The sequence below is a fragment of the Vibrio sp. 10N.222.47.A9 genome (assembly GCF_963872585.1).
Taxonomy (GTDB): domain Bacteria; phylum Pseudomonadota; class Gammaproteobacteria; order Enterobacterales; family Vibrionaceae; genus Vibrio; species Vibrio splendidus.
Genome location: NZ_CAWNBB010000033.1, coordinates 100166 through 112542 on the forward strand (window position 1 = coordinate 100166; position 12377 = coordinate 112542).

A 12377-nucleotide genomic window follows, 5' to 3' on the forward strand; every position below is an offset into this window, starting at 1 on the left:
TCCCCGAGAGGGAAGAATGACCGAGTCGGGGATCTCTTAACAGTTCCCCGAACCGAACTTATCGTCATCACACGGACCGATGATAACTAGGGCTTCACAGGGAAACTGATCTGCGCTTTTAAGCCACCTTCACTACGATTATTAACCACTACCGCGCCTTGGTGCTGACTGACAATACGTTTCACAATCGCCAAGCCTAAACCGGTACCTTCACTGCCACGAGCGGTGTCACCACGCGTGAACGGTTCAAACAATTTACCGACTTGGTCTTGCGGGATCCCAGGGCCATTATCTTCAACGGTCACCCAAGCCAATTTATTATCAGCCGTCATGCCAGTCGATACCTTGACCCAACCATTGCCATAGCGCAGCGCATTCACCACCAAGTTACTCACAGCACGCTTCATCGCGATCGGGTTACCTAGCGCAGGCTTCATCGATTCTGGAATATCGGTTTCAATTTGTACCTCGTAGCCACCTTCCGAGCTAGAAACTTCTCGGGCAATATCATCGACAAATACCTCTTGGAATGAATCTCGATCAACGGGCTTTAGGTAATCCATAAACTGGCTGATGATCTCATTACACTCTTCGGTATCACTGATGATCCCTTCCGCTAAATAGCTATCTTCTGGCGACATCATCTCGGTCGCTAAGCGAATACGCGTTAACGGAGTACGTAAATCATGACTGATACCTGCCATCAACAAAGCGCGATCTTCTTCGAGTTCTTGGATACCTTTCGACATCTGATTAAAGGCTCGAGTTACCGAGCGGATCTCTTGCGCACCTTGCACTGGCAATGGTGGTGGAATATCGCCACGCCCCACACCTTGGGCGGCTTTCTCTAGCGCTATCAAAGGCCGGTTTTGCAAGCGAATGAACAGCCAGCCACCTGCGACAATCAACATCGCCATGATCAGGCTGTTACGGAACAGAGGCGCAAAGTCTTCTTCTTGCAGCTCAGACAGAGGAATACGAATCAAGGAGTTAGGCAGCTGCGCGATGTCCATCCACAACACGTAGCTCTCTTTGCCTAGAATCAGCCGTACTTCGGTTTCAGAGCCCAACTCTTTGGTCATCTCCTCACTCATCAGATCGATTGCTACTGCATGGTAATACTCACCCGCAGCTTCGCTGTCCTTGGCGTGAACCGTCACTCCTAGCTGCTCAAGCACACGTTGACGCAGTGGCGCATCAATCTCGATATCACTGCCTTGATCCAAGACGAGGTTTAGCTCGTGAGCCAGAATCTTATTAAACTGCTGCAAACTCGGCATCAATGCATAGTTAAACACCGCGTAATAAGAAAAGATTTGGCTAGCAACCAACAAGGTTAAAAAGAGCACTATCGACTGAGTAAAGGAGCTACGTATGCGCATAGAAGACCTAAAGTGAGGGGTGATAAAATGTTTTATATGGCTATGACTATAACCCTAAACCCTTGTGCTGAATACAAAACGGGCCATCGCATATTAATGAGATGACCCGTAAGATTCACAGAATCGGTAAAGCAGCTATAGAGCTTATAAAGCTGGATTACACAGCTTTGCCATCTGGAACGAATACATAACCCAAGCCCCACACCGTTTGGATGTAACGAGGTTTACTTGGATCTTCTTCAACTAGACGACGCAGACGTGAAATCTGAACATCGATAGAACGCTCCATCGCTGAATATTCACGGCCACGAGCCATGTTCATCAGCTTATCGCGAGACATTGGCTCACGAGCATTCGTCACTAATGACTTAAGTACCGCAAATTCACCTGAGGTCAGAGGCATTGGCTCTTCACCACGGAACATTTCACGTGTACCTAAGTTCAAGCGGAACTCACCAAAGGCAACCACAGATTCTTCTGTGCTCGGCGCTCCCGGAGCTTCAATCACTTGGCGGCGCATTACCGCTTTAATACGAGCAAGCAGTTCACGCGGGTTAAATGGTTTTGGCAGGTAATCATCAGCACCCACTTCCAAGCCCACAATGCGATCCACTTCATCACCCTTTGCCGTCAACATAAGGATCGGCAGCGAGTTGTTTGCGTTTCGTAGACGACGACAGATCGATAGACCATCTTCGCCCGGCAACATTAAATCCAATACCATCAAGTGAAAATTTTCACGGGTTAACAGGCGGTCCATCTGCTCACTGTTTGCCACGCTACGCACTTGAAAGCCTTGCTCTGACAGATAGCGTTCTAGTAATGCACGTAGACGAGCATCGTCATCGACCACTAAAATTTTGTAGTTTTCTTGCATGTAATGGTTCCACCTATTAAAGCTCAAACCTAAGGTTAAGCATTCTTGGTACATTGTATATTGGTATAAGACATTAAAAATGTAACATTATTGGAGAAAAAGTCGCCTAAATAATTGTTAACGTATGTTGCCTTTCTATATATTCTATCTTAGAACATCATTTCATTAAGTCAGGTTTATGAAAACCAAACTGATCACCCGAGAAGGTTATAACAAGCTCAAAGCAGAACATGACCACTTATGGCACGAGAAACGTCCTGAAATTACTAAGATAGTCACTTGGGCTGCAAGCCTTGGAGATCGTTCAGAAAACGCAGATTACACCTTCAATAAGCGTTTACTTCGTCAGATTGATCGCCGAGTGCGTTTCTTAAGAAAGTTCTTACCTGATGTCACGATCGTGGATTACTCACCGCAACAAGAAGGTAAAGTATTTTTCGGTGCATGGGTCGAAATTGAGAATGATGATGGGGAAATGAAGAAGTTTCGCATTGTAGGACCTGAAGAGATCTACGGCGATGCTAAAGGTTATATCTCTATCGACTCGCCAATGGCTAGAGCGCTGTTGAAGAAGGAAGTGGATGACGAGTTTACGGTAACCACACCGGAAGGCGATAAAGAGTGGTTCATTAACTCGATTCGCTACGCAGACGACGCATAAAGCTTATTGCTTATGCCTTGCCTTATGGCTTATGGCTTATGGCTTAGCGTGATTAACCGGCCATCACAGGTCGAGCAGACAAACCCAAACTCCAGATAAAAGAAAACCCCGCTAGGCTTGCGCCTGGCGGGGTTAAGTCTCTATCGCAGCAATCCGGCTACTGTTTATCTCTTCGAGATAAGGTGCTCCCTGCATCTGTCCTTGATAGTGGCTAAATCCTTTAACCAATTTCCTTTTTGTTCATCGCCATCCTAGCGGTGTCCATTCTAGCCTGTCATCCTGACTGGCGAATCTCATCCAGAGATTATTACTTCCTTGCTGACCACTCATCCTAAGTAATCAAATCTTCATCCTGAAGATACCTAGTCCATTAGGCTTTTTCCTGTTCCTGCCAACTCCCTGTCGACAAGTTAAATATTACGGTATTTGGGCGAATTTCCTAGATAGTCCCAAAAAACATTTCGAGTGAGAAATACGCCCTAAAACACCACATGATTAAAAATCAACAACTTATAGTTAAATTAAGACATATTGATAGGTTTAAGGTGACTTAGGCTTACATCACGTGTGAGAGATCTCGCACAAAGCGGATATCACAAACGGAAATTCGACTTCTGACACGATAATTACACAGCCAAAGCTAGAAAAAGCGTACGCTCACCCCCATGTATTTGTCATGATATTAAATAAGAGATTCATCGGATGAGCCAAGCTATCTGTCGACTGATTGCTGAAGAACTGAATGTTCGTTCAGAGCAAGTCACTGCCGCAGTAAACCTAATTGACGACGGTAATACCGTTCCCTTTATTGCCCGCTACCGTAAAGAAGTCACGGGTGGCTTAGACGATACCCAGCTACGTAACCTTGATAGTCGCCTTTCATACCTTCGCGAGCTCGACGATCGTCGCCAAACGATTCTTAAGTCGATTCAAGACCAAGGCAAGCTCACGCCAGAATTAGAGCGTGACATCACTCAAGCCGACAGCAAGACTCGCCTAGAAGATCTATACCTGCCATACAAACCAAAGCGTCGTACCAAAGGCCAAATCGCAATCGAAGCAGGTTTAGAGCCACTTGCCGATACACTTTGGAATGAACCACAGCACGATCCTGAAACCGAAGCCGCTAACTTCATCAGCAGCGATAAAGGCATTGCTGATACTAAAGCCGCGCTAGATGGGGCACGTGCAATCGTGATGGAGCGTATTGCAGAAGACGCCAACCTACTTGAAAAGATTCGCCAACATCTAACACGCAACTCTGAGCTCGTTTCACGTGTCGTGGCAGGCAAAGAGCAAGCTGGCGAGAAATTCAAAGACTACTTCGAACATAACGAAACGCTAAACAAAGTACCTTCACACCGTGCGTTAGCCATGTTGCGAGGTCGAAATGAAGGCTTCCTAACGTTGGCAATGAATGCTGACCCAGAACAAGAAGAAGGTGTACGCGGTTCTTACTGCGAAAACATCATCTCTGATCACTACGGTATTACCCTGAGCAGCGCACCTGCAGATGCATGGCGTAAGCAAGTGATTAGCTGGGCATGGCGTATCAAGGTTTCTATGCACATGGAAACTGAGCTGATGGGCGCGATGAAAGAACGCGGTGAAATCGAAGCGATTGAAGTGTTCGCAACCAACCTTAAAGACTTGTTGATGGCGGCGCCTGCTGGCCCTCGAGCAACCTTAGGCTTGGACCCAGGTTTACGTACCGGTTCAAAAATCGCCGTTGTAGATTCAACCGGTAAGGTTCTGGCAACAGAGACCATTTACCCTCACCCACCACAGAAGCAATACGACAAATCTGCACACGTGGTTGAGCAGATGGTTCGCCAATACAATGTTGATTTGATTGCGATTGGTAATGGTACGGCTTCACGCGAAACAGACAGCTTTGTTGCTGATGTGATTAAACGCGGCAACCTAACAGCACAAAAAATTATTGTTAGCGAAGCGGGCGCATCGGTTTATTCCGCGTCTGAGTTAGCGGCGAAAGAATTCCCGAACATGGATGTATCGATTCGTGGTGCGGTGTCTATTGCTCGTCGTCTGCAAGATCCATTGGCAGAGCTAGTGAAGATTGACCCTAAATCGATTGGTGTGGGCCAATACCAACACGACGTGAGCCAAACTATGCTCGCTAAGCGCCTAGACGCGATTGTCGAAGACTGTGTAAACGCGGTTGGTGTTGATGTGAATACGGCCTCTGCCGCACTGTTAACTCGTGTAGCCGGCCTTTCTAACACCATCGCCCAGAACATCGTGGACTTCCGTGATGAAAACGGTCGCTTCGAAGCGCGTACAACACTGAAAAAGGTCGCTCGTTTAGGGCCAAAAGCGTTTGAACAGTGTGCGGGTTTCCTAAGAATCATGGATGGTAAGAATCCACTAGACGCATCTTCGGTTCACCCAGAAGCTTACCCATTGGTGAAAGCCATCGCCGAGAAAAACCAGAAAGACATCAAGTCTCTGGTGGGTAATACAGACTTCTTACGTGGTTTACATGCGGTTGATTACACCAATGAGAACTTCGGTGTACCTACGGTAACCGACATCATCAAAGAGCTGGATAAACCGGGTCGAGATCCTCGTCCTGAATTCAAGACAGCAACCTTCGCCGATGGCGTAAATAGCATGTCTGACTTAGAACCCGGCATGATCTTAGAAGGTGTGGTTTCAAACGTAGCTAACTTTGGCGCCTTCGTTGACATTGGCGTTCACCAAGACGGTTTAGTGCATATATCAGCGCTAACCGATCGTTTTGTGTCTGATCCTCATGAAGTCGTGAAAACGGGAGAAATCGTCAAAGTGAAGGTGATGGAAGTGGATGTTCAACGTAAACGTATTGCACTAAGCATGCGTATGAAAGATGAACCCGGCCAAGACAACCGTGCACAACGTTCAAGTGCACCTCGCACGCAAAATCGCCCGAATCAAAATTCGCAAGGTGGACAACGCCGCCGTGAGGAACCGCAACAAAACGCGGCGATGGGTGGTGCTTTTGCCGCTGCTTTTGCTAAAGCGAAGAAATAATAGGTCAATGAAACGACTGCGTGTCGTGAAATAAATAGCCTGTAAAAACAGAAAACCTGCATCCCTTAGGGTATGCAGGTTTTTTTATTATGTGTTCAAAAAAGACATCGAAGCTTAGCTGTATTCTGCGTGTTCTAAACACAACACGATCATGCTACAAAACAACCAACATTCCTGATGGAGCATGAGGCGCAACAGCATGACCATAATGATATTTTATGACCTTACGTCGCTTCTCCATCTGTCCCTCTTGAATCGCCGCATCTAAAACATGCTTTGGCAGGCGGAAACGCATGGTATAGCCCTTTCCTTGATCAGCACTGTATGTTCTCAGTGCCAATAAGCTGAACAACCTATCAAAAGGATCTTGTGGCTCTTCTTGGCTAATCGAATTGGCCTCTGACTCGTTCTCCATTTCATAACCAGGATGGTCTGAAGGATCCCAAGCCGACTGCTGCCTTCGCTTATCGTCCGGTTTTACCTTTCGCTCTGCATTGGTTTTCGCCAATGCTACGGCGGGAGCGACAGGTTCTCGAACTCTATTGTCACGCGCAACTTGCTCTGTTTGCACATTAACGGATGGGGCGATCAGTGGCACACTCACTGCAGTTGCAGGTGACACAATCATCGCGAACTCCTCAAGAATCCCCCATCGTTATTGCTATAACGCTGTTGTACTGTGAGTCAGCACAACAGGCATAGCCCAACTTACCGCAATCAGCTCAGGAGAGAGTTAGGTCTGAGTATCATGCTGTGCATTGGTGTTATACCAATCGTAGTAAATAACTGCTCATCCTAGCTTGCTAAAATGCTCGATAACGGCGTTAGAATTTTTGATTGTAGAATAACTACTTATCAAAACTACTTGTCAAAAAAAAAGCGGCCTTGTTCTCAAGCCTTTTTCCTACGCTATTTTTGAACACTTACTCACTGTGAGTGGTATTAGGTTATATATCGACCAAGCCAGCGATAAATTTAGCGATTATTTTGGGCGAAGCTGACCAGTTCACTGCAAAAGGCATCCGCTTCAGTCATAAATGGCGCATGCGAAGACTGCGTAAAAATATATTGCTCGGTATGAGGTAAGGCTTTGTCCAAATCTTTTGCAACCTTGATTGGCACAAGCCCATCTAATCGACCGTATAAACGCAGCATAGGCACAGAGATCTGCGGCAGTTGTTCACGGAGGTCGACATCAGACAGCATCTTTAAACCAGCCAATAATGAATCAGGATTTGGTAATGGGCGCGACAACACCGCTTGCTTGAGTTGTTTTACATCTTGTCTTGCTGAAGGGCTACCCATGGCCTGCAGTGCCATAAAACGTTCGATGGTGGTTTGGAAATCTTCAACCAGCTGCTCGGTGAATGCGCTTAATACGTTTGGCTGAATGCCTCGCCATAACACCGGTTCTTTTGCAGCGGCGAATTTAGGAGAACTGGCGACAGTCACCAATTTACTGACATAATCTGAGTGATGGAGAGCCATGTGCGTCGCGACTAAGCCACCGAGTGACCAACCCACCCAAATCGCTTGCTTGGGCGCGTCGACCAATAGTTGCTGAGCAATCTCTTCAAGATCTTGAGCGTGGCAGTGCGCGCTGTGCCCATACCCTGGAAGATCGACAACATGCACTCGGAAGTCAGCTTCTAAAGCAGTAACCGTTTGCTGCCATACGGCACCATTCATACCCCAACCGTGAACCAGAACTAAATCAGGCCCTTGCCCAGAAACATGCCAATACAACGCGTCACTCATTCTCAATATTCCCTACTTTTTTCATCGGCGATTATCTGTGCTTTTCAGTATGGTGAGTAAAAGGAACACCATAACCCAAAAGCATCACGAGCTATGTTATCTGATTGGCTACAAAAACACACACCACGTCTGGTCACACCTCAATGCCACCTGTGCAAGCTAGATAAGTCGCACAGCGATGCTCACCCTCGATGGTGTGATTCTTGTCTTAATCTCTTTGAGTCAGTTCCTCGCTGCCAACGATGTGGTTTAAAAACACTGCTCACAGTAGAGCAGTGCGGACAGTGCTTATCTCAACCTCCACCTTGGCATCGTCTCTATTGCGTTGGGGACTACACCTTTCCAACAGCACGTTACATTCAACAAATGAAGTACGCCGATAAGTTTTGGTTTGCACGCGATCTGTCAAAGTTATTGGCTTCACGTATCGAGCACCCTGCTCCGCTGATCACCAGCGTACCTCTGCATTGGCGTCGATATATTCATCGTGGCTTTAATCAAAGTCAGCTGCTTGCTAATTACACAGCTCAAGAACTTGGCGTTAAAGATGAGGTGCTGTTCCGTCGAATTCGCTCAACCGCTTCTCAGCAAGGGCTAACTAAATCCGCACGATTACACAATCTAAAGAGTGCTTTTACGCTTCGAAAACAAGACTTTCAAGGAACTGTCCCTTCTCACGTCGCGATAATTGATGATGTTGTAACCACCGGCAGTACTGTGTATCAATTATGCCAATTACTACTTGAAGTAGGCGTGAAAAGGATTGATATTTACTGCATCTGCCGCACTCCTGAGCCCTCTGGATAAAAGCTGTGAATCGCTACTTGTACAGCAATCCAACAAAAAAGGGCTGAATTACAAATCTGACAGGAGTAGAATGGTGCTAATAACCTACAAATCTACTCAGGTATTCGTCGTGTCAAATATTACTATTACAGAAACAGCTCAAACTCACTTTGCCAATCTGCTGTCACAGCAGCCTGAAGGTACAAACATTCGTGTGTTCGTGGTAAACCCAGGCACACAAAACGCTGAGTGTGGTGTTTCTTACTGCCCAACAGATGCTATCGAAGCGTCTGACACTAAGCTTTCTTTCGACGCTTTCTCTGCTTACGTAGATGAGCTAAGCCTACCATTCCTAGACGAAGCTGAGATTGACTTCGTAACTGACAAAATGGGCTCTCAACTCACACTAAAAGCGCCAAACGCTAAAATGCGTAAAGTATCAGATGACGCGACTCTGATAGAGCGTGTTGAGTATGCAATCCAAACACAAGTGAACCCACAGCTTGCTGGCCACGGCGGTCACGTTAGCCTAGTAGAGATCACTGAAGAAGGCGCAGCTATCGTTGCATTCGGTGGCGGTTGTAACGGTTGTTCTATGGTTGACGTAACGCTTAAAGAAGGCATCGAGAAAGAACTTCTTCAACAATTCGAAGGTGAATTGACGGCCGTTCGTGATGCAACTGAGCACGATCGCGGTGAGCACTCTTACTACTAATCATTTTACGACTAAGCATTCATGCAGTCTTAGCCGGTAGAAAGTTAAAGATTCAATCAAAAGGTTGATGCGCAAGCATCAACCTTTTTTTGTGTTTAAAACAGCAAAGCACTTTCGAACCGTCTATTTCTCGTTCAATGCCCATAATGACGGGCGCGTTACCATTTGGAGTAAGGTATTCAAGTGATCGCAATCGGTTCCTGATCCAATAATTCTAGGATATGAAAACTCGGATCTAGGAACTCAACTCTATTTCCCCTATATTAGAATGACTTTATAAGAAAGAATTCCAATGAGCTAAGGAGCGAGCGCAATGACAAAAAGGACCAAGCCAGAAATTTTGGCTCAACAAACTGTCGCTCAATCAAAACTATTCTCTATCGAGTCTCTCGATTTACGCTTTTCAAACGGTGAAGAGCGCACTTACGAACGTATGAAGCCCAGCGGCCGCAACGCAGTAATGATGGTTCCGATTACTGAACAAGGCGATATTCTGTTAGTGCGTGAATACGCAGCAGGCACAGAGCGCTATGAACTCGGCTTCCCAAAAGGGCTAATTGATCCAGGTGAGCAGCCTAATCAAGCCGCCGTTCGTGAACTAAAAGAAGAGATTGGCTTTGGTGCCAACAAGCTTACTCCCCTAAAAGAAGTGATCCTTGCACCCTCTTATTTCTCTAGCAAAATGACGCTGTTTATCGCAGAAGAACTCTACCCAGAGAAACTAGAAGGTGACGAACCAGAACCACTCGACATTGTGCGCTGGCCACTTGCTCAAGCCGAAGAACTGTTAACGCATCTCGACTTCTGTGAGGCTCGCAGTATTACAGCCCTACTATTAGCCCTTCGTGTATTAAACAATAATTAGAACATTCAGGCTCGCTCGAAGAGTAAGAGAATATTTATGCCAATAACAAAAGATTTGTCTCACCTCCTACCCTCTATCATTGAGATTGCTCGCTCTGCAGGCCAACTCATCTTAGAGATTTACGAGAAAAAGGATTACGAAGAGTTCACTAAGAGTGATGACACTCCAGTAACCAGTGCCGATCTTGCAGCACATAAGCTGATATTAAAAAAACTCAGTGAATTGACGCCTGATATTCCCGTATTATCCGAAGAAGACGCCGACATCAGCCTAGAGCAACGCTCTCAATGGGATCGCTACTGGTTGGTTGACCCACTCGATGGCACGCAAGAGTTCATCGCAAGAAGTGGCGACTTTGCAACAATCATCGCCTTAATTGAGCATAACAAGCCGGTAATGGGCGTCGTGTACGCGCCTGTTTCAGGTGTGAGCTATTACGCTTACAGTGGCAAAGGCGCTTGGAAGATCCCAGACCTCAATGACAGTGTAAAAATCAAAACGCATCGTCACGAGCTGCCAAACCAATCGATCGCGATGGCAATCAGCCGTCGCCAAGACATCAATCGCATCACTAACCGTATGAGCTCTGCTTGGAACTATGATTTGGTTCCTTTAGGCTCTGCTGCGCTGAAGGCATGCTTGGTTGCCGAAGGCGCTGTCGATTGTTATCTACGTATTGGACCAACCGGAGAGTGGGATACCGCGGCAACCCAGTGCATTGTTGAAGAAGCGGGAGGCCGAATCCTAAGCACTCAATTAGAGCCACTCTCGTACAATGAAAGAGAGACGCTTGAGAACCCGAACTTCATTGTTCTTGGTGATGCAGATTTACCTTGGGCAGAGATCTTACAAGGTAAAGACTAGGCGAGTTCGCTCCCTTTAACCGTCAGATACCCTCTAGATTCTCAGAACAAACAAAACGGGCACCTCAGTGAGGTGCCCGTTTTTTATAGTTCGCGATTTGATCGCCTAATTTACTAACCAACAGATACTAGCTCTGAAGTAGATACCGGGCTAAAAGCGACCTTGATAAGTAAACTGGTATTTACCTTGGCTATCAGGATTGCCCAACCACTTAAGCTGACTCTGCATCGCAGGCGGGAATTCAGCGCCCGGCTTAAACCATGCCGCCGAGGTGTAGCTTTGATTCGGCGTTACGCTCGCCGAGAACTCACTGTCCACTTGCTCGCTCTTCTGAGCGCCTTTGGCTGCAATTGTGTTGTCTTCACAGGTAATATCCGCAATCACAGGGCCAAGGTCTAATGAACCCACTGGCGAGTCGACCGCTGCACCAGACCAAGCAAGCGTACCTTCACCTGATTGACACCAAGGTTGAGCATGAACCGCATGTTTGATCGTCAGTTCAACTTGTCCTGCAATAGACACTGGCACTGGGATAGCAGGCGCATATTTCATCACGTTGCGGGCTGGCATTGATGCCACTAAGTTTTCCGCGTAAGCACCGCTCATGCTATACCCGACACGTCCTTTACCTGATAAGTTCATGTCGCTGTTGCGGCCAAAGCGAACCGCAAGTTCTGCTTTGGCTTGGAATAGTTTCGAGAACTGGAAATCCCACTGCACTGAGCCGTAATTGACACGCTGCCACGCGATATTGTTAGCGCGACCTTGCCAAACTGTGCCCTCAACGCCTTCAATGCTTAAACCACGCACGACGGGTGCATGCTTGAGAGCAAAAGCGGCAGGCAAATGCAGCAACAAGCTTACCGAGAAAAAAACGATAAAAATGACGCTGAATAACAGGCCATATTTGAAAGATAAACCGCGTTTCACATTAACCTCGTTTAAACTGTAGTCGGTTGATCTCAATAACCCCAGGGCTATCAGAGCGATCAATATCCATAAACTCAACCTCAACACCCTGCTTTTCTTTCAGGTATGTCAGCCAGTCAACGAACTTATTAAATGGCACAGGCTTAATCCAAACTTGCAGCATCTCACCGCGTGGTTGCACGCGTATCAGCTCGATGTTAAAACGGCGCATAGAAGCAGGCACAGATTGGTTCAAAGGCTGACTGGCACTGATGCCGCCGCTGCCTCGTAGTTCAACCACTTGATTGGCTTTGTCGGTTACCCAAGCAAGAAGTTGCTTCTCACTTTGAATGCGGCTTTGTGCAAGTTCAGTTCGCTGACTGAGTGGCTGTAATAACCCCCAATAAACGACACCCAACACCAATAAAACTAAGCAACCAACAACTAATCGTTGTTCCCGCTGACTTATTGAAGTCCACCACGCTTGGAGTGGTTCAATCATATTTCTCATCACTGATCTCCTTACG

Annotated in this window: 12 protein-coding genes; 6 read left to right on the top strand and 6 right to left on the bottom strand. The window is 46.8% G+C overall.

What is annotated here, in order from left to right:
* Nucleotides 1-86: 86 nt before the first annotated feature.
* On the bottom strand, nucleotides 87-1382 hold the full coding sequence (gene envZ, locus AACT19_RS09945) for a two-component system sensor histidine kinase EnvZ (RefSeq protein ID WP_017080818.1): 1296 nt from the start codon (nucleotides 1380-1382) through the stop codon (nucleotides 87-89).
* A 157-nt stretch (nucleotides 1383-1539) separates the two neighbouring features.
* Entirely contained in the window at nucleotides 1540-2259 is a 720-nt protein-coding gene (gene ompR, locus AACT19_RS09950) for an osmolarity response regulator transcription factor OmpR (protein ID WP_004735642.1), read from the bottom strand.
* Nucleotides 2260-2437: 178 nt separating this feature from the next.
* Here ompR and greB point away from each other — a divergent pair, with 178 nt between their 5' ends.
* Nucleotides 2438-2920, top strand: a complete 483-nt coding sequence (greB, locus tag AACT19_RS09955) for a transcription elongation factor GreB (RefSeq protein ID WP_017079316.1) — start codon at nucleotides 2438-2440, stop codon at nucleotides 2918-2920.
* A gap of 702 nt (nucleotides 2921-3622) precedes the next feature.
* A complete protein-coding gene (locus AACT19_RS09960; protein WP_076646109.1) occupies nucleotides 3623-5953 on the top strand; it encodes a Tex family protein in 2331 nt (776 codons plus the stop codon).
* Nucleotides 5954-6107: 154 nt separating this feature from the next.
* On the opposite strand, the gene AACT19_RS09965 is transcribed toward AACT19_RS09960, so the two are convergent.
* Together AACT19_RS09965 and bioH are read right to left on the bottom strand one after the other, a co-directional pair.
* A complete protein-coding gene (locus AACT19_RS09965) occupies nucleotides 6108-6581 on the bottom strand; it encodes a hypothetical protein (RefSeq protein WP_004735616.1) in 474 nt (157 codons plus the stop codon).
* A gap of 347 nt (nucleotides 6582-6928) precedes the next feature.
* On the bottom strand, nucleotides 6929-7711 hold the full coding sequence (gene bioH / locus AACT19_RS09970; protein WP_076646110.1) for a pimeloyl-ACP methyl ester esterase BioH: 783 nt from the start codon (nucleotides 7709-7711) through the stop codon (nucleotides 6929-6931).
* Between the two features lie 93 nt (nucleotides 7712-7804).
* On the opposite strand from bioH, the gene AACT19_RS09975 reads away from it, so the two are divergent.
* The 4 genes from AACT19_RS09975 to cysQ all read left to right on the top strand — a co-directional run bounded on the left by AACT19_RS09975 (nucleotide 7805) and on the right by cysQ (nucleotide 10941).
* Nucleotides 7805-8518 carry a ComF family protein gene (locus tag AACT19_RS09975; protein ID WP_004735613.1) on the top strand — a complete coding sequence of 238 codons (714 nt, stop codon included), beginning with the start codon at nucleotides 7805-7807 and terminating at the stop codon, nucleotides 8516-8518.
* 109 nt (nucleotides 8519-8627) lie between these two features.
* Nucleotides 8628-9212: a Fe-S biogenesis protein NfuA gene (gene nfuA, locus AACT19_RS09980; RefSeq protein ID WP_004735612.1), complete on the top strand. Its 585-nt coding sequence runs from the start codon at nucleotides 8628-8630 to the stop codon at nucleotides 9210-9212.
* Between the two features lie 313 nt (nucleotides 9213-9525).
* On the top strand, nucleotides 9526-10077 hold the full coding sequence (gene nudE, locus AACT19_RS09985; protein ID WP_017094150.1) for an ADP compounds hydrolase NudE: 552 nt from the start codon (nucleotides 9526-9528) through the stop codon (nucleotides 10075-10077).
* A gap of 36 nt (nucleotides 10078-10113) precedes the next feature.
* On the top strand, nucleotides 10114-10941 hold the full coding sequence (gene cysQ, locus AACT19_RS09990; RefSeq protein WP_004735610.1) for a 3'(2'),5'-bisphosphate nucleotidase CysQ: 828 nt from the start codon (nucleotides 10114-10116) through the stop codon (nucleotides 10939-10941).
* A 150-nt stretch (nucleotides 10942-11091) separates the two neighbouring features.
* Here cysQ and AACT19_RS09995 read toward each other — a convergent pair whose 3' ends face one another.
* Together AACT19_RS09995 and AACT19_RS10000 are read right to left on the bottom strand one after the other, a co-directional pair.
* Complete coding sequence (locus tag AACT19_RS09995; protein WP_076646111.1) at nucleotides 11092-11871, bottom strand: type II secretion system protein N; 780 nt, start codon at nucleotides 11869-11871, stop codon at nucleotides 11092-11094.
* 1 nt (nucleotide 11872) lies between these two features.
* Nucleotides 11873-12361 carry a type II secretion system protein M gene (locus AACT19_RS10000; protein WP_076646112.1) on the bottom strand — a complete coding sequence of 163 codons (489 nt, stop codon included), beginning with the start codon at nucleotides 12359-12361 and terminating at the stop codon, nucleotides 11873-11875.
* Nucleotides 12362-12377: the final 16 nt, after the last annotated feature.

Coding starts and splice junctions, on each gene's coding strand:
- envZ (WP_017080818.1), bottom strand. CDS start 1,382: ATGCGCATACGTAGCTCCTTTACTCAGTCGATAGTGCTCTTTTTAACC.
- ompR (WP_004735642.1), bottom strand. CDS start 2,259: ATGCAAGAAAACTACAAAATTTTAGTGGTCGATGACGATGCTCGTCTA.
- greB (WP_017079316.1), top strand. CDS start 2,438: ATGAAAACCAAACTGATCACCCGAGAAGGTTATAACAAGCTCAAAGCA.
- AACT19_RS09960 (WP_076646109.1), top strand. CDS start 3,623: ATGAGCCAAGCTATCTGTCGACTGATTGCTGAAGAACTGAATGTTCGT.
- AACT19_RS09965 (WP_004735616.1), bottom strand. CDS start 6,581: ATGATTGTGTCACCTGCAACTGCAGTGAGTGTGCCACTGATCGCCCCA.
- bioH (WP_076646110.1), bottom strand. CDS start 7,711: ATGAGTGACGCGTTGTATTGGCATGTTTCTGGGCAAGGGCCTGATTTA.
- AACT19_RS09975 (WP_004735613.1), top strand. CDS start 7,805: ATGTTATCTGATTGGCTACAAAAACACACACCACGTCTGGTCACACCT.
- nudE (WP_017094150.1), top strand. CDS start 9,526: ATGACAAAAAGGACCAAGCCAGAAATTTTGGCTCAACAAACTGTCGCT.
- cysQ (WP_004735610.1), top strand. CDS start 10,114: ATGCCAATAACAAAAGATTTGTCTCACCTCCTACCCTCTATCATTGAG.
- AACT19_RS10000 (WP_076646112.1), bottom strand. CDS start 12,361: ATGAGAAATATGATTGAACCACTCCAAGCGTGGTGGACTTCAATAAGT.